The 20,388-nt window shown below is 63.4% G+C and carries 21 protein-coding genes; 11 read left to right on the forward strand and 10 right to left on the reverse strand.

Annotation, left to right across the window (positions count from 1 at the left end; all coding sequences use genetic code 11):
- The first annotated feature begins 5 nt into the window (after window positions 1-5).
- Window positions 6-959 (forward strand): tripartite tricarboxylate transporter substrate-binding protein, encoded by a 954-nt coding sequence (locus V7E26_RS16690; protein WP_442893417.1) that lies wholly within the window; start codon window positions 6-8, stop codon window positions 957-959.
- Window positions 960-971: 12 nt separating this feature from the next.
- Here the strand turns inward: V7E26_RS16690 and V7E26_RS16695 are convergent, their stop codons facing one another.
- The gene (locus tag V7E26_RS16695; RefSeq protein ID WP_324417934.1) at window positions 972-1,916 is read right to left on the reverse strand and encodes a DMT family transporter; all 945 of its coding nucleotides are present in this window, start codon (window positions 1,914-1,916) and stop codon (window positions 972-974) included.
- Complete coding sequence (locus tag V7E26_RS16700; protein ID WP_324417936.1) at window positions 1,906-2,394, reverse strand: PaaI family thioesterase; 489 nt, start codon at window positions 2,392-2,394, stop codon at window positions 1,906-1,908. Before V7E26_RS16700 ends, V7E26_RS16695 begins: the two co-directional genes overlap by 11 nt.
- Before the next feature lie 162 nt (window positions 2,395-2,556).
- Between V7E26_RS16700 and purL the strand changes: the two genes are divergently transcribed.
- On the forward strand, window positions 2,557-4,764 hold the full coding sequence (gene purL, locus V7E26_RS16705) for a phosphoribosylformylglycinamidine synthase subunit PurL (RefSeq protein WP_324417938.1): 2,208 nt from the start codon (window positions 2,557-2,559) through the stop codon (window positions 4,762-4,764).
- Window positions 4,765-5,032: 268 nt separating this feature from the next.
- Here purL and V7E26_RS16710 read toward each other — a convergent pair whose 3' ends face one another.
- Complete coding sequence (locus V7E26_RS16710) at window positions 5,033-5,464, reverse strand: ester cyclase (protein ID WP_324417940.1); 432 nt, start codon at window positions 5,462-5,464, stop codon at window positions 5,033-5,035.
- A 206-nt stretch (window positions 5,465-5,670) separates the two neighbouring features.
- Window positions 5,671-6,855 (reverse strand): acyltransferase family protein, encoded by a 1,185-nt coding sequence (locus tag V7E26_RS16715; RefSeq protein ID WP_324417942.1) that lies wholly within the window; start codon window positions 6,853-6,855, stop codon window positions 5,671-5,673.
- A 187-nt stretch (window positions 6,856-7,042) separates the two neighbouring features.
- On the opposite strand from V7E26_RS16715, the gene V7E26_RS16720 reads away from it, so the two are divergent.
- On the forward strand, window positions 7,043-7,216 hold the full coding sequence (locus V7E26_RS16720; RefSeq protein WP_324417944.1) for a DUF1328 domain-containing protein: 174 nt from the start codon (window positions 7,043-7,045) through the stop codon (window positions 7,214-7,216).
- Between the two features lie 57 nt (window positions 7,217-7,273).
- Here the strand turns inward: V7E26_RS16720 and V7E26_RS16725 are convergent, their stop codons facing one another.
- Window positions 7,274-7,633: a DUF427 domain-containing protein gene (locus tag V7E26_RS16725; protein ID WP_324417946.1), complete on the reverse strand. Its 360-nt coding sequence runs from the start codon at window positions 7,631-7,633 to the stop codon at window positions 7,274-7,276.
- 185 nt (window positions 7,634-7,818) lie between these two features.
- Between V7E26_RS16725 and V7E26_RS16730 the strand changes: the two genes are divergently transcribed.
- Together V7E26_RS16730 and V7E26_RS16735 are read left to right on the forward strand one after the other, a co-directional pair.
- Entirely contained in the window at window positions 7,819-8,055 is a 237-nt protein-coding gene (locus V7E26_RS16730; protein WP_057838868.1) for a BolA family protein, read from the forward strand.
- 26 nt (window positions 8,056-8,081) lie between these two features.
- Window positions 8,082-9,260 (forward strand): low temperature requirement protein A, encoded by a 1,179-nt coding sequence (locus tag V7E26_RS16735; RefSeq protein WP_324417950.1) that lies wholly within the window; start codon window positions 8,082-8,084, stop codon window positions 9,258-9,260.
- A 47-nt stretch (window positions 9,261-9,307) separates the two neighbouring features.
- On the opposite strand, the gene V7E26_RS16740 is transcribed toward V7E26_RS16735, so the two are convergent.
- Window positions 9,308-9,535: a hypothetical protein gene (locus V7E26_RS16740; RefSeq protein WP_324417952.1), complete on the reverse strand. Its 228-nt coding sequence runs from the start codon at window positions 9,533-9,535 to the stop codon at window positions 9,308-9,310.
- A 279-nt stretch (window positions 9,536-9,814) separates the two neighbouring features.
- Between V7E26_RS16740 and V7E26_RS16745 the strand changes: the two genes are divergently transcribed.
- Window positions 9,815-10,114 carry a hypothetical protein gene (locus V7E26_RS16745; protein WP_324417954.1) on the forward strand — a complete coding sequence of 100 codons (300 nt, stop codon included), beginning with the start codon at window positions 9,815-9,817 and terminating at the stop codon, window positions 10,112-10,114.
- A gap of 34 nt (window positions 10,115-10,148) precedes the next feature.
- On the opposite strand, the gene egtD is transcribed toward V7E26_RS16745, so the two are convergent.
- Window positions 10,149-11,120, reverse strand: a complete 972-nt coding sequence (gene egtD / locus V7E26_RS16750; RefSeq protein WP_324417956.1) for an L-histidine N(alpha)-methyltransferase — start codon at window positions 11,118-11,120, stop codon at window positions 10,149-10,151.
- Between the two features lie 48 nt (window positions 11,121-11,168).
- The gene (gene egtB, locus V7E26_RS16755; protein WP_442893416.1) at window positions 11,169-12,425 is read right to left on the reverse strand and encodes an ergothioneine biosynthesis protein EgtB; all 1,257 of its coding nucleotides are present in this window, start codon (window positions 12,423-12,425) and stop codon (window positions 11,169-11,171) included.
- A gap of 296 nt (window positions 12,426-12,721) precedes the next feature.
- Here egtB and grxD point away from each other — a divergent pair, with 296 nt between their 5' ends.
- The 4 genes from grxD to V7E26_RS16775 are packed head-to-tail and all read left to right on the forward strand — an operon-like array spanning window position 12,722 to window position 16,221.
- Window positions 12,722-13,060, forward strand: coding sequence for a Grx4 family monothiol glutaredoxin (gene grxD / locus V7E26_RS16760; RefSeq protein ID WP_324417959.1), 339 nt, complete (start codon window positions 12,722-12,724; stop codon window positions 13,058-13,060).
- On the forward strand, window positions 13,057-13,608 hold the full coding sequence (locus V7E26_RS16765; RefSeq protein ID WP_324417973.1) for an O-acetyl-ADP-ribose deacetylase: 552 nt from the start codon (window positions 13,057-13,059) through the stop codon (window positions 13,606-13,608). The genes grxD and V7E26_RS16765 overlap by 4 nt, the downstream gene beginning before the upstream one ends.
- A gap of 47 nt (window positions 13,609-13,655) precedes the next feature.
- Entirely contained in the window at window positions 13,656-14,936 is a 1,281-nt protein-coding gene (locus tag V7E26_RS16770; RefSeq protein ID WP_324417962.1) for a serine hydrolase domain-containing protein, read from the forward strand.
- The gene (locus V7E26_RS16775) at window positions 14,917-16,221 is read left to right on the forward strand and encodes a serine hydrolase domain-containing protein (RefSeq protein WP_324417964.1); all 1,305 of its coding nucleotides are present in this window, start codon (window positions 14,917-14,919) and stop codon (window positions 16,219-16,221) included. The genes V7E26_RS16770 and V7E26_RS16775 overlap by 20 nt, the downstream gene beginning before the upstream one ends.
- On the opposite strand, the gene V7E26_RS16780 is transcribed toward V7E26_RS16775, so the two are convergent.
- Window positions 16,222-17,637, reverse strand: coding sequence for a GH1 family beta-glucosidase (locus tag V7E26_RS16780; RefSeq protein WP_324417966.1), 1,416 nt, complete (start codon window positions 17,635-17,637; stop codon window positions 16,222-16,224).
- A 310-nt stretch (window positions 17,638-17,947) separates the two neighbouring features.
- Between V7E26_RS16780 and V7E26_RS16785 the strand changes: the two genes are divergently transcribed.
- Window positions 17,948-19,498, forward strand: a complete 1,551-nt coding sequence (locus V7E26_RS16785; protein ID WP_324417968.1) for a glycoside hydrolase family 17 protein — start codon at window positions 17,948-17,950, stop codon at window positions 19,496-19,498.
- A 12-nt stretch (window positions 19,499-19,510) separates the two neighbouring features.
- Here V7E26_RS16785 and V7E26_RS16790 read toward each other — a convergent pair.
- A partial coding sequence (locus V7E26_RS16790) for a threonine aldolase family protein (RefSeq protein ID WP_324417970.1) occupies window positions 19,511-20,388 on the reverse strand: 878 nt, incomplete at its 5' end.

Consider the following 20,388-nt stretch of genomic DNA (forward strand, 5'->3'; position numbering starts at 1 on the left):
CCTTCATGGTGAGAGTGGCTGTAACGCTGGTAGCGTTGCTTCTGGCGACCGCTGCCCATGCGCAGGATTATCCGAAGCGCCCGATCTCCATGATCGTGCCGTTCGCGGCCGGCGGCACCTCCGACGTGATCGCGCGCGTGGTCGCGGAAGAGATGAGCAAGTCGCTCGGGCAGCCGATCGTGATCGAGAATGTCGCCGGCGCCGGCGGCTCGACCGCGCTGGCGCGCGCGGCAAAGGCCGAGGCCGACGGCTACACCATCGCCATCGGCAATGCCGGCACCAGCGCCGCGACCTATACGATCTATCCGAAGCTGTCGTTCACGCCTGACTCCTTCACGCCGATCGCAGTCGTTGCGAAAACCTTCGGCATCGTCGCGCTGCGCAAGGATTTCCCGGCCAGGGACCTGCAGGAGTTCATCGCCTATGCGAAGAAGAATCCGGGCAAGGTCAATTTCGGCCACGCCGGCGTCGGCTCGTCGAATTACCTGATCTGCAAGAGCTTCCTGCAGGCCGCCGGGATCGACGTGACGCTGGTCGGCTACCGCGGCGCGGCGCCGGCGCTGACGGATGCGATCGGCGGCCAGATCGACGGCGTCTGCGACAGTGCCGCCTCGGTGTCGCAGGCGATCGACGACAAGCTGGTGAGGGGCCTCGTGGTCGGCTCGACGGTGCGGCTTGCAACGCTGGCCAACGTGCCGACCTCGACGGAGGCCGGCCTTCCCGATTTCGAGGCGCAGGGCTGGAACGGCCTGTTCGCGCCAAAGGGTACGCCTCCTGCCGTCATCGCGAAACTGAACGCCGCGGCGAAGACCGCGGTCGAGAGCGACGCCGTGAAGAAGCGCTTTCACGATCTTTCCACCGTGGCGCCCGACGCCAACGAGCATGCGAGCGAGGTGCTCGGGCAACTGGTGACGCGCGACGTCGAGAAATACCGGAAGCTCCTGGAAGAGAAGAAGTAGCGCGGCTTACTTTCATCCGTCCTTCGGCTTTCCGCGCATCCGGCTGATCCATTTTCGGTAACTCGCGGCCGGAATGGTCATGGCGGCGACGCCGGCCATGACCAGCACGAGGCCGAGCGCGAGATTGCCGGGCACGGATTCGCCGAGCAGCAGCACCGACAGGCCGACGCCGATCGGAATCCGCAAATAACCCTGCGCGTTGGTGGTGAGCGTGCCGAGCCGGGTCAGGCACATGTAGAACAGCATCAAGCCGAACGCGCTGGAGAAGATTCCCATCGCGACGGTGGCGGCCATGGCCTCGGTCGTCGGCCGCAACGTCCAGGGATGATCGACGATGAGTGCCAGCGGCAGCAGGATCAGCCCGCCGAACAGCAGCGAACCGGCCGCGACCACCATCGGATCATATTCCGCCAGCCGCAGCCCGTAGATCGTGGCAAAGGCAAACGAGATGGTGGCGAGCAGGATGACGATTTCGGCCACGATATTGCTGTCGAGCGTTGCCAGCGCATCGAGGCCGATGATGGCGGCCGTACCGGTGAGCCCGAGAATGGCGCCGGTCAGCTTCAGCAGCGTCGCGGGCTCATGCCGGGTGATGCCCCAGGTGATGAGGAAGGCGAAGATCGGCGTCGTCGAGGCCAGCACCACCGTGTTCGAGGCCGGGACATATTGCTGCGCCCATGTGATGAGCAGGAACGGGATGGTCGCATTGATCAACTGCTGCTGCGCGAACAGCTTCCAGGCCTTGAGGTCGGTCGGCAGCCGCAGGCCACGGGCCCGCAGGATCACGATCAGGAAGGCGGCCGCGATCAGCGAGCGCGCTGAAATGAAGGTGACCGGCGGGATCGACCCGATGCCGATCTTGGTCAGCGGATAGGTCGAACTCCAGCAGCACGCCAGCGCGAGCAGCAGCAGATAGTCGCGCCAGTCGCGCCGGGGCTGTGGCGCGTCAGGTGGCAATGGCGCCGGCGTCCATTGGCTTCTTCCACTTCACGCGCTTGATCGTGCCGGAGAAGGTGAACAGCGACCGCTCGCCCGATTTCAGGACGCCGCGCAGGAAGATCAGCGAGCCGCCGGCGCGGGTGATCTCACCCTCGCATTCGATCAGTTCGCCCTCGCGCGCCGCGTCGAGAAACTCGCAGCCGAACGCAACCGTCACGCCCGGCCCCTCCAGCACGGAGGAGGCGATCGCAAACAGGCAGTAATCGGCGAACGACATGAAGCAGCCGCCATGGACGTTGCGCATGCCGTTGAGGTGTTTTTTCTCGACACGGAACGCGCATTGCACTTTGCCGTTCTCGTCCATCCGGTGCCAGAAAGGGCCGTTATGGGTCTCAAAACTGTCGCGGGTCCAGGTGCGCCAGCCCTGGAATTCGCCCTCGGTTTCGACGTAAAGGTCCGGGCGGTGGCGGAATGCGTTTTGGGGAAGTTCGTTCACTAAAAATGGGCCTTCAATTTGATGTTTCCGTCCTTAAATCCGTTTCCGGCGCGATGTGCAAACGCCGATCCCGCAAGGCCCCCTTCGCAAAGCTCTGGACAGGGCGAAAATGCGCCATAAAAGGCCTTTTCGCCCCCTGTCGATCTTCCTATTAAGGCAGCCATGAACGAGCCCCAGATCACCCCCGAACTCGTCGCCAGCCATGGCCTCAAGCCCGACGAGTATGAGCGCATCCTCAAGCTGATCGGGCGGGTGCCGAGCTTCACGGAACTCGGGATTTTCTCGGCGATGTGGAACGAGCACTGCTCGTACAAGTCCTCGCGCATCCATCTCAGGGGGCTGCCGACCAAGGCGCCGTGGGTGATCCAGGGCCCGGGCGAGAACGCCGGTGTGATCGACATCGGCGACGGGCAGGCGGTGGTCTTCAAGATGGAGAGCCACAACCACCCGAGCTATATCGAGCCGTATCAGGGCGCGACGACAGGCGTCGGCGGCATCCTGCGCGACGTCTTCACGATGGGCGCGCGGCCGATCGCCTGCCTCAATGCGCTCTCCTTTGGTGCGCCGGAGCACCCCAGGACGCGGCATCTGGTCTCGGGCGTGGTCGCCGGCGTCGGCGGCTACGGCAATTCCTTCGGCGTGCCGACGGTTGGCGGCCAGGTGCGTTTCCACACCCGCTATGACGGCAACATCCTGGTCAACGCGATGGCGGTCGGGCTGGCCGAATCCAGCAAGATCTTCTATGCGGCGGCCTCCGGCGTGAACATGCCGATCGTCTATCTGGGCTCCAAGACCGGCCGCGACGGCATCCATGGCGCCTCGATGGCGTCGGCCGAATTCGACGACAATTCCGAGGAGAAGCGCCCGACCGTGCAGGTCGGCGATCCCTTCGCCGAAAAGCTGCTGCTGGAAGCCTGCCTCGAAATCATGGAGAAGGGCTGCGTCATCGCGATCCAGGACATGGGCGCGGCCGGCCTGACCTGCTCGGCGGTCGAGATGGGCGCCAAGGGCGACCTCGGCGTCGACCTGATCCTCGATCACGTGCCGACCCGCGAGACCGGCATGAGCGCCTACGAGATGATGCTCTCGGAGAGCCAGGAGCGCATGCTCATGGTGCTCAAGCCCGAAAAGGAAAAAGAAGCCGAGGCGATCTTCAAAAAGTGGGGGCTCGATTTCGCCGTGGTCGGCTACACCACGCCGAGCAAGCGCTTCGTGGTCAAGCATGGCGGCGACGTGATGGCCGACCTGCCGATCAAGGAGCTTGGCGACGAGGCCCCGCTTTATGACCGGCCGCATGTGCCGTCGGCCGCCTTGCCCGTAGTGCAGGCGCGCGAGGTGAAGCCGCCGATCGCGATCATGCCGGCGCTGGAGAAGCTGATCGGCATGCCCGAGCTATGCTCGAAGCGCTGGGTCTGGGAGCAGTACGACCACGTCATTTTGGGCAATACCGTGCAGCGCCCGGGCGGCGATGCCGCCGTCGTGCGCGTCGAGGACGGGCCGAAGGGCCTCGCGCTCACCGTCGACGTCACGCCGCGCTATTGCGAGGCCGATCCGTTCGAGGGCGGCAAGCAGGCCGTCGCAGAGGCCTGGCGCAACATCACCGCGGTCGGCGGCCGACCGCTCGCCATCACCGACAATCTCAATTTCGGCAACCCGGAACGGCCCGAGATCATGGGCCAGTTCGTCGGCTGCCTGAAGGGCATCGGCGAGGCCTGCCGCGCGCTCGACTTTCCGGTCGTGTCCGGCAACGTCTCGCTCTACAACGAGACCAACGGCCGCGGCATCCTGCCGACGCCCTCGATCGGCGGAGTCGGCCTGCTCGACGATTTCACTAGGTCGGCGACGCTGGCGTTCAAGGCCGCGGGCGAGGCGATCCTGCTGATCGGCGACACGCAAGGCTGGCTCGGCCAATCCGTCTATCTGCGCGACATCTGCGGTCGCGAAGAGGGCGCGCCACCGCCGGTCGATCTCGCCGCCGAGAAGCGCAACGGCGACGTGGTGCGCGGCATGATCCGTGCCGGCACGGCGACCGCGGTGCATGACGTCTCCGACGGCGGCCTTCTGATCGCACTCGCCGAGATGGCGATCGCGAGCGGCATCGGCGCGCAGCTCTTGGCGGCACCTGGCGCCATCGTGCCGCACGCCTGGTGGTTCGGCGAGGATCAGGCGCGCTACATCGTGACGGTACCGGCGGCGGATGCCGGCCTGGTGCTCGCCAAGATGAAGGGCGCGGGCGTGCCCTGCGCGCGGATCGGCACCACGGGTGGGGACGCGCTCGCCGTGGCGGGCGAGGGGCAGGTCGCGGTGACCGCGCTCAAGACGGCATTCGAGCACTGGCTGCCGGCCTATATGAGCGGCAAGGCGCCGTAAGCGCACTGACTCCACGTCATTGCGAGTCGACGGGTCCATCGAATACGCACCTGCTGACAGGCTCCGCGAAGCAATACTGCAGCCGACAGGGCTGCATATGCTGTTGGACGCCTCTCGGTCGAAAACGATCCCCGGCGGACAATTGCATGCTGTTTCGCGAGCCATCAAACCGGCAGCAGCTCATGCGTCGCCTTCGGAGTAAAGCGGACATGGATCGAAGTCATAAGTACTGCCCTGATGCTGGGGCAACCCGCGCGAGCGGTACTGATCAGTTCGCACCTAGCTGTTGGCGGATGGTCGCTCGATCAAAGTAAAGCTTCTCGCAGATCAAGTGGTCACCGTCGAATACGAAAATCAAGACACTTTGGACCTCCATCGTCCTGCCCGTTGGCGCAATATCGGCAAGAGGGCCGCGCTGCGTACCACCCCACCTGCACTCGACAATGACGGCATCATCGGCGTGGTAGAGCTTGAGCGGTTTAAGCCAGAGGTCGGGGAATGCACTAAGCACTCCATTAAGGAAACTTTCTACCGCTTCCGAACCATCGGCAATTATCCCGTTGGCGGGAACTTCATATCTAGGATGATGAAACGTTGCCAATGCGGCGGCCACGTCATGCTTTTCCGCCTCCGCTTCGATGTGCGCGTTTACGACGGCTTCTCTCCGTGCTCTCAGGCTATCCGTAGCAGTAGTTGCCATCGGCCCCTCCGGCGGTCAGTCAGTCGGTCGCAGCTTGGCATAAGTTAGATAGCCCAGCCACAGCCGATTCAAGGATGACGGGGAGGGCCCGCTGTGGATCAAAAGCCGGTCGATGGCGGCCCTGCCAAGCAACTACGCTTCGCCCTCAGAAGCGGACCTTTATGAGTACACACTTGGCGAATCAGGCTGGTCTCCTCACGCTGGTTCTAGAGCACCTTCGTCGCGCCCGGGATCTGCCGCAACGCGCGCGTCAGCGCCCAGCTTGCCGCGACTGTCACCACGAAGCCGACTGTCGCCTTGACGATCGCCGGCAGGTTGAAGTCGAACAGCCAGTATTGCAGCCACAGCGCGATCGGGTAGTGCACCAGAAACATGCCGTAGGCGTCCGCCTGCATCGGGTCGAGCAGCTTGGCCGTGCCTGATTGCCTGAATCTCTGGAAGAAGGCCAGGATCAGGAACATGATGGCGACGCTGAAGATGGCGAAGCAGACGGCATAGAGGCCCTCATACCAGTTCGGCAAGGGCGACGGATTTCCCAGTATTTCGCGCTTGATGTAGATCAGCACCCACAACAGGCAGTACGGCACGATCGCCAGCACCATCCAGTCCCAACTGACCTTCGCCATCCGGCCGTCGGCTGCGAGCAGTCCGCGGTCCATGTTCGCAACCCCGATGCCGGCGCCGAAGAAGAAGTAGCTGGCATAGAGCATCACGCGGCCGTGCTGCACCGAGAACGGCCCGAACTCGAACCAGCTGCTCGGTCCATAGATCATCAGCCCGGGAACGTAGAACGCTCCGGTAACGGCGAGCATGACCGCGAAGAACACGGCAGGCCGGCGGCGGCCGTGCAGCGAGAGGCGGTTGATCGGATCGAGCAGGTTGGGCCATAGCCGATGCAGGATGCAGGCCACCACGTCGAACGCGAACAGGACCCAGAGGAACCAGATCGGTCCGCTCGGCCACGGGCCCTTGGTGACCATGTTCCACCAGTATTCGGAGAAGCCGATTTCGGGATGGTGCCGCAGCGAGATGGCGTAATAGGCGAGTGGAATCACCGTGAACGCGCAGATCACGAAGGGTAGCCCCAGCCGGAGCAGGCGGTCTGCCAGATAGCTCTGCGCGCCCTTGCGGGCGATGCCGGACCAGGCGAACAGTCCCGACAGGAAGAAGAACATCGCCATGAAGAAACTGTCGGTGGCGAGCACGATCATGTCGAAGCCGAAGAAGGACTTCGGATCGGTATGACCGAAATAGGTATAGGGGATGACCGCATGGTGAAGCAGCACCACCAGCGTCAGGAAGGTGCGGGCGCGATCAAGTGAAAGATTTCGCGTCTTGGCCTTGGGTACGGCGCTCGCCTCGGCATGCCCCACGGTGGAAATCGACGTCATGCAAGCCTCCCGGCCAGGCTGTGTGATCAAATGTTGCCGCCAGGAACCTGATTCAGCAAGGCCCATTCTCCGGTCGGGAGACTGGGGCTCCAGGGCGCCGCGGAACCCGCAAGGCGGGTCGCCGTTAGGTCAGGTGAAATTATGGCCGCCGCCATCAGCGCGGGCCGGCAGAGGGTGGGAGCAAGCAATGACAATCCTCAAATGGGCGCTGATCTTCCTTCTGGTGTCGATCGTCGCCGGCATTTTCGGCTTCACCGGCATTTCGGCGGCTTCCGCCGACATCGCCCGCTTCCTGTTCTATGTCTTCGTGGCGATCTTCCTGGTGCTCCTGATCCTCGGGCTCACGATATTCAGGGCATAGCTACGGTATGGGTCATTCCGGGGTTTCAATCCTGTCGCCCCGGAATGACGAGCCTTCTCAGGCCACTTCCTCGATCTTCACCCTGTCCGGATAGAACGCCAGACGCCCCGCAATTTCGGCCATGGCCGGGAAGGGCGTCTCATAGGTCCAGATCGAATTTTCGATGCGCTTGCCGGCGGCATCGATGCTGAAATAGCTCGCATCCCCCTTGTAGGGGCAGTGCGTGGTCCGTTCGGTGCGGGCCAGCAGCGCCATGTTGGTGTCCTCGCGCGGGACATATTGCACCGCCGGATAGCTCGCTTCCTTGAGCGTCAGTGCATGGGTGGTATCGGCGATGACGACGCCGTCGACCGAGACCCTGATGCGACGGGGGTTTGCCGAAATCGTGATCGGATGGTCGGGACCGGGCAATTTCATGATTTTGAGCCTCTTTTTCGGTCAGCCCGACGTGATCGGGCGCGACGTGATCTCGCGGTGTCAAATGCGTCGGCCCGGAATATAGTGGCGCCGGGCGTGACCTAGAAGAGCGTACGCGCTAGGTTTTGCCGTCACGGCCGCGCGAGCCGGCCGTGATTCGAAACCATCTGACGGAGACATGCTGGATGCCGATGGACGCCCACGATATCGAGTCGATGATCAAGGCAGCTATCCCCGATGCCGAGGTGACGATCCGCGATCTCGCAGGCGATGGCGACCACTACGCCGCGACCGTGATCTCGGAGTCCTTCCGCGGCAAGTCGCGCGTGCAGCAGCACCAGATCGTCTATCAGTCGTTGAAGGGGCAGATGGGCGGCGTGCTGCATGCGCTGGCGCTGCAGACCGGGGTACCTGAGGGCTAGTCCCCGACAAGCAAGGCGGGGCAGCAATGACGGACAATCAGCGCGGCGCGATGTTTCGCGAAATCGTGCCGCACCGGCACAGCCGCGTCACCTATGCGGAACTGTTCTTCGACCTCGTCTTCGTCTTTGCGATCACCCAGGTCTCGCACACGCTGCTCGCGCATTTCACGCTTCTCGGCGTGCTCCAGGTCACCGTGCTGTTCCTGGCGGTGTGGTGGGTTTGGGTGTTCACCTCCTGGATCACCAACTGGCTCGATCCCGAGAAAACTCCGGTCCGGCTCCTGCTGTTTGCGATGATGCTGGGCGGGCTGGTACTGTCGACGTCGATCCCGAAGGCGTTCGACGAGCGCGGCCTGTGGTTCGCCATCGCCTATGTGGTGTTGCAGGTCGGCAAGACGATCTTTCTCTGGATATCGACGCCGCGCTCACGGCCGGGCGCGCGACTGAACGCCATGCGGATCACCGCATGGCTTGCGGTGTCTGCGATCTTCTGGATCGCCGGCGGGCTGTCGGGAGGACAGCCGCGGCTGGTGCTTTGGGCCATCGCCCTGGTCATCGAATATGTTTCGCCGGCGGTGCGGTTCTGGATTCCGAGCTTTGGGGCGTCCTCGATCGCGGACTGGACGATCGAGGGCGGCCACATGGCCGAGCGCTGCGCGCTGTTCATCATCATCGCGCTCGGCGAATCCATTGTCGTCACCGGCGCGACTTTCGCCGAACTTGCCTGGACCAGCGAATACCTCATGGCGTTCGTATCGGCCCTGCTCGGCAGCATCGCGATGTGGTGGATCTATTTCCATATCGGCGCCGAGGCCGGCTCCGAGCAGCTTTCAAAATCGGACGAGCCGGGCAGGCTGGCGCGGCTGGCCTATACCTATCTGCATATGCCGATCGTGGCCGGCATCATCGTCACCGCGGTCGCGGACGAACTGGTGCTGAAGCACCCGGCCGGTCATTCCGATCTGAAGACGGTGACGAGCACGATCGGCGGTCCGTTGCTGTTTTTGTTCGGGACCGTCCTGTTCAAGCACAGCTTTCGCGGCTTTCTTCAGCTCTCGCACGGGGCCGGCATCATTGCACTCTGCGCGCTCGCCTGGTTCGCAAGCGAGAAATCACCGCTGATGCTGTCGATCCTGACCACCGCGATCATGATCGTGGTCGCGATGTGGGAAACCATATCGCTGCGATCCAGCCACGCCGGATAGCGCGTTCAATCCAGCCTCTTCAATCGAGTCTTTTCAGTCAAGGCTTTTCAGTCAAGTCTTGGCCGCCTGAACGGCATCAGTTGCGGCGAGTTGTGCTGGTCGACGACATTCTTGAGCACAAGCGTCGAGAGCTGGACGACGAGTGCCCGAAGCCGCGCATTTTCCTCGATAAGTGCCACACGCTCGGTGCCTGCCTCATCGTCCCAGTCAGAATCGCCATGAGACGATCCTGCACACGACTCGTGGCTGCTCGACGATGGATACACATTGCCCATGACTGACATCCCCTGACACGAACTCACCCCCGAGCCATGCTGCCGTACAGATACGGCTGAGTCCGCGTCAAAAGTTGGACCTTTCGAAGGGCAAACGAGAGCGCAGATGGACCCTTTTGCGGGCGGCTAGATAAAGATGAACACTTGTTAAGAAGTTTGGTTATAGTGCGTTCGGCGAAGGTGCGGGGACGCGCGGCGGCGTAGGCACCTTTTCCACCAACCTAGACCAGCGCGATCACTCAGTGGCCACGGGGGAGCCGTGGTTGGGAATACGCGCCGATGAAACAGAGCGAAGCACGAGTACGGATCATTCAGGAGTGGGACCGCTGGATTCTGACGCAGTCGATCGAGCCGGACGGGCCAACCGGAAAAGACTCCTTGAAATTCTATCACGAATTGCAGGATGCCGGATCGTCGCTGCTGGACTTCCAGTCGCGCGGGCAGGACAAGTGGCGGATCATTCACGCGTGGTTGTTGGGCGCGGACCGATTGTCCGATGACTGGATATCGGTCGCGCCACGCATTGCGCCGACGCGCCGGCCGCGGCCTGACCGCAGGCGATTGGTCTACAAGGCGTGAACCGCGGAGTTCGCTGCAAGCCTCAGTCCAAGCCTCAGTCCGATGCCACCAGCGCGTGAACGGAGAACATCTGGTCGCGGTCGGTCCAGGATTCCCGCACCGACCAGCCGGACTCGCGGGCCAGGGCGGTGAAGCGGTCGAGGCTGTATTTGTAGCTCGACTCGGTGTGAATGCTCTCGCCGGGACGGAATGAAAAATTCCGTCCCAGGATGCGCACGGTCTGCGTCTTCTTTGAAATCAGGTGCATCTCGATGCGGTGCCGCTCGCGGTTATAGATCGAGCGGTGCATGAAGGCGGAAACGTCGAAATTGCCGCCGAGCTCGCGGTTGATACGAACCAGAACATTGAGATTGAACTTCGCGGTGACGCCGGCGGCGTCATTATAGGCATCATAAAGCACGCGCTCGTTCTTCTCGAGGTCGACGCCGATGATCATCTGCGCGCCTTCGTCCAGGATGTCGCGTGCGCTGCGCAGGAAGGCGCGCGCCTCGTGCGGCTCGAAATTGCCGAGCGTCGATCCCGGGAAGAAGCCGACCTTGGGCATTCCCTCGATCTCGGTGGGCAGGGCGAACGGCGCGGTGAAGTCGGCGGCGACCGGATAGACGCGGAGCTTGGGAAAATCCTTGCGCAAGGCGCTGGCCTGCGCGTTCAGGAAGTCGCCGGAAATATCGACCGGGACGTAGGCGTTGAAATCGCAGCGTTCCAGCAAAAGGCGGACCTTGGTGGTGGCGCCGGCGCCGAACTCCACCAGTGCCGCACCCTTCGGAATGATGCCGGCGATCTCGTCGCCGCGGCTGCGCAGGATGCCGAGCTCGGTGCGGGTCGGATAATATTCGGGCAGCACGGTGATCTGCTCGAATAGCTCCGAGCCCACGGCATCGTAGAAATATTTCGGCGACAGGCGCTTGGGAAATTGCGAGAGGTTGCCGATCACGTCGCCGGCAAAGGCGGACGTCTGCTCATCGAACGATTGCGTCTGTGCCAAAGCGGCGGGGCGCACATTCATGGTACTCTCCTGAACGCGCTTTCCGGCGCGCATTGATGGTCGGAAACATCAGGCGTAGTCGGCGAGGCGCAGCCCCGTGAATTGCCAGCGGTGGTGCGGATAGAAGAAGTTGCGGTAGGTGATACGGCTGTGCCCGGGGGGAGTTGCAAGCGAGGAGCCGCGCAGCACCAACTGGTTGACCATGAACTTGCCGTTGTATTCGCCGAGCGCCCCCTCGATGGCCCGGTAGCCCGGGTAGGGGGAATAGGCGCTGCGGGTCCACTGCCAGACGATGCCGAAGGCGTCGTTGAGCTGGCCGGCGCGGGCCGCGACTTCCCACTCCATTTCGGTCGGCAGGTGCTTGCCCGACCAGCGCGCGAACGCGTCGGCCTCGTAATAGCTGACATGGCTGACCGGAGCCTCGGGATCGATCGGCTGCAGTCCGCCGAGCGTCATGATCCGCCATTCGCCGTCGACCTGGCGCCAGTGGCCGGGCGCCTGCCACCCCTCGTTGGTCGCGGTCGCAAAGCCGTCCATCAGCCAAAGCGTCGCCGTGGCGTAGCCGCCGTCCCTCATGAAGGCGAGCCACTCGGCATTGGTGACGAGGTTGCGGGCGAGCCTGACCGGGCCGACGAGGGCGCGGTGCGCCGGTTTTTCATTGTCGAAATGGAAGCTGTCGTCGGCATGTCCGACGCTGTGGATGCCCTCGTTGAGGGTGATCCATTGCTCGCCATTGCGATGCGGGGCCGGGAAGCGCCAGGACGGATCGTAGGCCGGCGGGATCGGGTTCTGCGCGAAGGCGTGCAGGATGTCGGTCAGCATCAATTCCTGGTGCTGCTGCTCATGATTGAGGCCGGTCTCGACCAGCGGGACCAGCCCGGCGAGGCGGTCGATGCCGGCGGTCTGGAAGAACCTGACCACGGCGGCATCGACGTGCCGGCGATAGGCCGTGACCTCGTCCGCGCTCGGGCGGGTCAGGTGGCCGCGCGCGTGGCGGGCGTGGCGGGGGCCGGCGCTGACATAATAGGAATTGAATAGAAACGCGTAGTCGGGGTGGAAGGGCTGGTAACCCTCGCAGTGTTCGCCGAGCAGAAACTGCTCGAAGAACCAGGTGGTATGGGCGCGATGCCATTTGGCCGGGCTGGCGTCCGGCATCGACTGGATCAGTTGGTCCTCGGGGCTCAACGGCGCGGTCCGCCGCTCGGTCTCACCGCGGACCGCGAGGTAGGCTTCCACCAAATCCTGGGCGAGGGTGCCGGAATCAGCAAAAAGTGACGGGGTTGGGGAGGCGTACTCGGCGGCGGCTACTGATTTCGTCACGGGCATCTCCGGTCGGGAGAAGGAACGTCAGGCCGCGAAACTGGTTCCCGGCGGGCAGTCCGTCCTAAATAGGGGCTCCGTTCCGGGATAAAAGCCTTGCCCCGCTATGATATTGATGCCGTCAGACTATGGGGCGGGCTGTCCTGACACGGTGAGCCGGCGCCGCGCATGCCAGCTCCTCGCCATTTTACTTTGGATCAACAACGGTTTGCGCTACATATAGACGAAGTAACCGGGTTACATGGACGAGCCGGTCCAACGGGCGAAGCCGCGAGGGCCGTGCGCCCTAAAAGGAAGCAAATATGAGCATCGAGCAATTCATCGCCAACGAAGTGAAGTCGAACGACGTCGTGCTGTTCATGAAGGGTACGCCGCAGTTTCCGCAGTGCGGTTTTTCCGGCCAAGTGGTGCAGATCCTCGACCATGTCGGCGTTGGCTACAAGGGCCTGAACGTCCTGGAATCCGCCGAGCTGCGCAACGGCATCAAGGAATATTCCAACTGGCCGACCATTCCGCAACTCTACGTCAAGGGCGAGTTCATCGGCGGCTGCGACATTGTCCGCGAGATGTTCCAGGCCGGTGAATTGCAGAAGATGTTCGCCGACAAGGGTGTCACCCTCAACGCGGCAGCCTCGGCCTGAGCATATCAGCGCGCCAGGTCGGCCAGGCGCGGCTCGAGATCATCGTTGCCGACATCACCACGCTGCGCGTTGACGCCATCGTCAACGCGGCGAATTCGTCGCTCCTCGGCGGGGGCGGCGTCGATGGCGCGATTCATCGCGCGGCGGGGCCGGATCTCCTCGCCGAATGCCGCATGCTCCACGGCTGCGAGACCGGCGACGCCAAGATCACCAGGGGCTATCGGCTTCCGGCCGGACACGTGATCCACACGGTCGGACCGGTATGGAACGGCGGCACGCTCGGAGAGGACGACCTGCTTGCCTCCTGCTATCGCCGCTCGATCGCACTTTGCCAGCAGCACGGCCTCGCATCCGTCGCCTTTCCAGCGATTTCTACCGGTATCTACCGGTTCCCTGCCGATCGCGCCGCCGGTATCGCGGTCGGCAACGTCGTCGATGCGCTGGCGGCAGCGCCGCTGGTGACAAAGGTCATCTTCTGCTGCTTCTCCCCTGACAGCGGCCGGCTGCATGAAGCGGCAATGGCCGACTTTGGCAGCCCTTGTCCCTGATGGTGCCTCGGCTACACTCTGCCGTGAATTCCGGGGAGAGGGGTCCAATGAATTCACGCCAAATCCTGCGCGCGCTCGCCTGTGGTGCGCTGTTGCTGGCTGCATCGCCGGCCCGCGCCGAGGGCACGTTCGACATTCCCGCCGGCGCGCATTTCAATCAGGAAAAGCTCGCGAAGATCACCGACTTCTTCAAGAACGAGGTGACGACCGGCAAGATCTCGGGCGCCAACGTGCTGATCCAGCAGCACGGCAAGGTGGTCTATCACGAAACCTTCGGCGTCCAGGATGTCGTCTCCAAGGCGCCGATCACAGACAAGACGATCTTCCGCCTGTCGTCGCTGACCAAGGCGATCACGTCAGTCGTGGCGATGCAATTGATCCAGGACGGCAAGATCAAGCTCGACGATCCCGTCTCGAAATACATTCCCTCATTTGCCAATGTGAAAGTGGGCGTGGAGAAGAAGGCCGAGGACGGCACCAAGACACTCGAGCTGGAGCCGCTGGCCCGGCCGATCACGGTGCTCGACTTGTTGCGCCATACCTCCGGCATCACCTACGGCTTCTACGGCGACAGCCTGGTGCGCAAGGCCTACAAGGATGCCAACATCTACGCGGGCGAATTCGACCTCGCCGAGTTCGCCGAGCGGATCGCCAGGCTGCCGTTGCATAACCAGCCGGGCGCGCTCTGGCAGTACGGCCATTCCACCGACATTCTGGCGCGGATCATGGAGATTGTGTCCGGAAAATCGTTGCTCGAGATCGAGCGGGAAAAGCTGCTCGATCCGCTCGGCATGACCGACACCAACTTCTTCGTGACAGAACCTGAGCGGCAGCAGCGGCTCGCCCAGCCGCTGCCGAACGACAGCAATTTCAGGGTCGGCCGCGAATACCGCACCGAGGTCCGCCAGAAGTGGGAATCCGCCAGCGGCGGCATGGTCTCGACCATGTCGGATTTTTCGAAATTTTCGCAGATGCTGCTCAACGGCGGGACTTACGAGGGCAGGACCTATCTCAGCCCGAAGACGTTCGAGCTGATGGCATCGGACCATGCCGGCAAGGACTCCGGTGTCGCGCGCGACTACTTCTATTTTCCCGGTGACGGTTTTGGCATGGGACTTGGGCTTGCCGTGCGCACCGATCCCGGCAACGCCAAGCCGCCACCGCCGGGCTCGCTCGGCGAGCTGAAATGGGATGGCGCCAGCGGCTGCTACATGGTGATCGACCGCAAACAGGACATGTTCTTCGTGGTGCTGGAACAGACGCCGTCGGAACGCCAGCGCGTCCAGCGGACGCTGAAGCAGTTGGTCTATGAAGCATTGGAGAACTGACCGGCGAGTGGCGCGCCGCCTCGTCGCGGCGGCGGTGGCCATCTTCCTGGCCGCCGGCTGGCTGCACGAGGTGAGATCTGAGCCGAAGGCGCCGAACGCGCCAACGTTCTCACGGGCAGCCCTCGAGCGGATGGCGGAATACGTTCGCAGCGAAGTCGATGCCGGCAAGATCCCCGGTGCAGTCCTGCTGATCCAGCAGCACGGCAAGCTGGTCGATCTTGAATGCTTCGGCGTGCGGGACCCGGCGACCAAGCAGCCAATGACCGCGAACACGATCTTCCAGATCTATTCGATGTCGAAGGCGGTCACCTCGGTCGCGGCGATGATGCTGGTCGACGATGGCAAGCTGTCGCTCGATGATCCCGTTTCAAAATACATTCACGCCTTTGCGTACGCAAAGGTCGGCGTCGATCTTTCCGACGAAGCCGGAAAATATCCGCTCAAGCTGGAGCCCCTGAAGCGCCCGATCACGATCCGGGATCTGCTGCGACACACTTCTGGGATCTCCTACGGCTTCTTTGGCGAAACCCAGGTGCAGAAGCTCTATGCCGATCCCAAGCTCTACGCCGGCGATTACGACAATGCCGAATTCGCCGACCGGATCGCGTCGCTGCCGCTCGCCGATCAGCCGGGCGTGCGTTGGAATTACAGCCATTCGACCGACGTGCTCGGCCGCGTCATCGAGGTGGTCTCGGGGCAGACACTGTTTCAATTCGAGAAGCAGCGACTGTTCGATCCGCTCGGCATGTCCGAGACCGAATATTTTGTTGTAGACAAGGCGAAGTGGCCGCGCATCGCCCAGGCATTTCCGGTCGATCGGTTTCGCGTAGCCGGCATCAAGGATCCGACAGAAGTCAGGCGTTGGGAATCCGGCGGCGCTGGACTGGTCTCGACGGCCGGGGACTATGCCCGCTTCCTTCAAATGCTGCTGAACGGCGGCAAACTTGACGGCAAGCGGTATCTCAAGCCCGAGACGGTCGCGATGATGACGTCGGATCAGATCGGGCCGGAAACCGGTATCATTCACGATCCCTTCTATTTCCCCGGCCCGACCAGCGGCTTTGGCCTTGGCTTTGCCGTTCGTACCTCGCCGCCGCCAGGTACGACGTGGCCGCTCGGCGAATACCGCTGGGACGGGGCGGGCGGCAGCTTCTATTTCGTCGATCCCACGGACGATCTGCTCGTGGTCTTCATGGTGCAGGCGCCGACGCAGGGCGGGCGAATTCAGTTGACGCTGAAGACGATGATGTTCGAGGCGCTCGGCAAGGGTCTGCGTACGGATTGACTATACGACTGCGTTTCTCGCGATGGTTTCGCGATAAAATGCCGCGCTCAGTTTCGGCGTGCGGCGCTTGGTCTCGAAGTCGACGTGATAGATGCCGAAGCGCTGCTCATAGCCATCGGACCATTCGAAATTGTCCATCAGGCTCCACAGGAAATAGCCTGCTACCGGCACGCCCTCGGATGTCGCGCGCTGCAACTGGGTCAGGTAGTTGCGCAGATACATGATGCGGTCGACGTCGTAGACGGTGCCGTCCGCGGCCGGCTGGTCGCTTGAGGACGTTCCATTCTCGGTGATGTAGATCGACTTCACGTTCCAAAGCCTGGCGACGTGGCGCGGTACCCAGTAGATCGCCTCGGGGCCGGGCCGCAGCCAGTTCGCCTTCATGTGCGGAAACGAGGCGGGGAAGGGCGCCAGCGTGAAGCCGCGGTCGTTGTCCGCGGCGATGACGTAATGGTCGGGCGTATAGACGTTAAGCCCGATGAAATCGACCGGGGAGGAGATGATGCGCAGGTCCTCGGCGGTGAATTTTGGCGCGTCGCCGCCGGCCTGCGCCAGATAGGCGTCGGGATATTTTCCCTCCATCATCACGGTGAGATAGCCGCCGTTGAGCTCGCGGGTCGCGATCTCGGCGGCGCGGATGTTGGCGGATGTCTCGATCGCCGGGATGCAGCTCACGGCATTCTCGGCCGGGCCGACTTTGGCGCCGGTGCGCCCCAGCGCGCGGATCGCCTGAACCGCAAGCCCGTGGCCGAGCGCGACGTGATGGCGGACCTGGTTCAATCCGGATTGCGGCAGCTTGAGGCCGGGCGCATCGGCGCCGAGCCCATGGCCGAGATGAACCAGCCTGGAGCATTCGTTGATCGTGAAGAAATATTTCACGCGATCGCCGAGATGCTGCGCGACATGGGCGGCGTAGTCCGCAAAAGCCTTCGGCGTGTCGCGCGTGGTCCAGCCGCCGAAGCGATCCTGCAGCGCCTGTGGCAGGTCCCAGTGGTAGAGCGTCGCAAACGTTTCGATGCCGTTCGCCAGCAGTTCGTCGATCAGGCGGTGATAGAAATCGAGCCCCTTCGGATTGGGCGAGCCGATTCCATCAGGAAAGACGCGCGGCCATGCAATGGAGAATCGATAGGCCTTGGCGCCCAGCTCCTTCATCAGGCGGATGTCTTCCTTGTAGAGATGATAATGGTCGGTCGCGGTGTCGCCATTGCTGTTGTCGGCGATGGTGCCGGGCGTGTGGGAAAACCGGTCCCAGATCGATGGCCCGCGGCCGTCCTCGCTGACGGCGCCCTCGATCTGATAGGAGGAAGTGGCCGTCCCCCACAGAAAGCCGTTCGGAAAACCGGGAGGGGTGGCGACGCGATTTCCGCTGTTCGCATCGGCTTGCGCCAGTCCGGGCCCGGCTGACAGCGTCGACATTCCCAGCGCCGACCAGCCTGCGATCCTGCCAAATTGGCGCCTGGAGAATCTCTTGAATTGCATCATTTCACTCGCAGCGCGGGTCAATCTTGCGCAAAACAAGGCAGCGTCAATGTTTTGCGTTCAAGGCAATCCAGTATCACTTCTTCGGTGATCCGGCGCAATTGTGCCTGCTGATCGCATCGGCGGGTCGACAGGGCTGGTTGGCACGGCTAAATAGGCCGATCTACTGATCGCTTCGGGAGCAGGACCAATCGGCATTCGCACGCCGCTGGCGCTTTTATTTCTATCGCTGGGCACCGTTGTTGCCGTGTGGTGGTGGCTTGCCACGCCGGTGGCGCTGACGCGCGCGCCGATCGACGATGCGGCGAAGCTGGAATGCGTTTCCTACGCGCCGTTCCGCGACGAGCAGACGCCGCATGATCCGACGCTCATCGTCAGCCCCGAGCAGATCGCGGAGGACCTCGCCGGGCTAGCCAAGGTCTCCAAATGCATCCGCACCTATTCGATCGACAATGGACTCGACAAGGTGCCGGAGCTCGCATCGCATGTCGGATTGAAGGTCCTGCTCGGCGTGTGGCTCGGGCGTGATCGCGCGAAGAACGCCCACCTCTGCGACGTCGCCGTCTCGCTGATCAAGGATCATCCCGGCACGGTGGCGGCGCTGATCGTCGGCAGCGAGGTGCTGCTGCGCGGCGACATGACGGTAGGCGATTTGCGCCAGACGATTCAGTCGGTCAGGCCGCGCGTGAATGTGCCGGTGACCTATGCCGATGTCTGGGAGTTCTGGCTGCGCTACCGCGAAGTCGGCGCCGATGTCGATTTCGTCACCGCGCATTTCCTTCCCTACTGGGAGGACATCCCGCCGCGCGCCGAGCAGGCGGCCGCGCATGTCGATGAGATCAGGAAGCAGGTGGTGGCGGCGTTTCCCGGCAAGGAGATCCTGATCGGCGAAACCGGCTGGCCGAGCCATGGCCGGATGCGCGACGGCGCGCTGGCTTCACGCGTCAATCAGGCGCGTTTCATTTCCGAAATTCTCGATCGGGCAAGGCGCGAGAAGTTTCGCGTCAATCTGTTCGAGGCCTATGACGAGCCGTGGAAGCGCCGCTGGGAAGGCTCGGTCGGCGGCTATTGGGGATTGTTCGACGGCGCCGAGCGCAAGCTGAAATATCCGGCTGGCGTCGCCATCAGCAATTACCCGCTCTGGACGCTGCAGATGGCGGGCGGGCTCTTGCTGTCGATCTGTGTCTTCGCCGTCGCCATGTTCGCGCCGAAGCGCGGCACGTCGTCGTTGGCGTCGTGGGTCGCGGTCGCCGTATCCGCGACATCGGGCGGGATATTGCTGGGCATCAGCCTCGACAAGATGTTGCATGAAAGCTACGGGCTCGGCGGCTGGCTGGTCCATGGCTTCATGCTGATGGCCGCCGTGACGGCGCCGCTGCTTTCGACCTACGTGCTGATGTCGGGGAGATCGCTGCCGGCGTTTGTCGAAGTGCTAGGCCCGCCCAAGGGCCTGACGCCGCGGTTCACGACCAACATGCTGGGCATCACGCTGATCGCGACGACGCTCATTGCCGGCCAGAGCGCGCTCAGCCTGATCTTCGACGCGCGCTGGCGCGATTTCCCGTTCGCCGCCTTGACCATGGCCGCGGTGCCGTTCTGGACGCTGGCCTTCCTCAACGGTTCGAAGTCCGGCGAGCGGCCGCTCTCGGAAGCCGTGTTTGCCGGGCTGTTCGCGCTGTCGGCGGTCTATGTCGTCCTCAACGAGGGCTTTGAGAACTGGCAGGCAATATGGACCGGCGCGGCCTATCTGCTGCTCGCCAGCGCGCTATGGCGGGCGCGCACGCCGGCCACGGCCTGAATTCGGGCCGGCTCACGCGCCGCGCACGATCTCGCGGACGAGGCCGACCGTTTCCTCGATCATGTCAGCGCTGACGTCGAGATAGGTGCAGGCGCGAATGCGGCCGTCCATCATGGCGAGCAGCACGCCGCGCTTGCGCAGGGCCTCGACCATCTTGTCGCCGGGAACGCCGGCGCCGTCGGGCTTGAAGAACACCAGATTGGTCTCGGGCTCCTGCACCTCGATGCCGTTGATTTGCGACAGGCCGCGCGCCAGCGCCCGCGCATTGGCGTGATCGTCGGCGAGGCGGTCGACATGATGGTCGAGCGCGTAGACGCAGGCCGCGGCGGCGATGCCGGCCTGCCGCATCGATCCGCCGAGCCGCTGCTTCCAGCGCCAGACGTCGTCGATGAAGGCGCGGCTACCCGCGATCGCGCCGCCGATCGGCGCGCCGAGGCCTTTCGAAAAATCGATCCAGGCCGAGTCCCATCCCGCGGCCATGTCGCGCGCCGATATCCCGGTCGCGACGCAGGCATTCAGCAGCCGCGCGCCGTCCATGTGGGTGATGAGCCCGTTCGCCCTGGCGATCTCGACGACCTCGTCCAGCGCGGCCTTCTTCCAGATCGTGCCGCCGCCGATATTGGCGGTCTGCTCGACGCTGACGAGGGTCTGCGGCGGCTGGTAGCGGGAGCGTGGGTGCAGGGCGGCGCGAAATGTTTCCGGCGTGAACTGCCCGTCATCGCCCGGCAGCTGCGTAACCTGGAAGCCGCCGAGCGCCGCATGGGCGCCGCCCTCGCGCGCGATGATATGCGCGGTGGCATGGGCGAGAAGCTCATCGCCCGGCCGGCAATGGGCGAGCGTCGCCGCGACGTTGCACATGGTGCCCGAGGGCATGAACACGGCGGCTTCCT

The organism is Bradyrhizobium sp., assembly GCF_036735945.1.
Classification (GTDB): domain Bacteria; phylum Pseudomonadota; class Alphaproteobacteria; order Rhizobiales; family Xanthobacteraceae; genus Bradyrhizobium.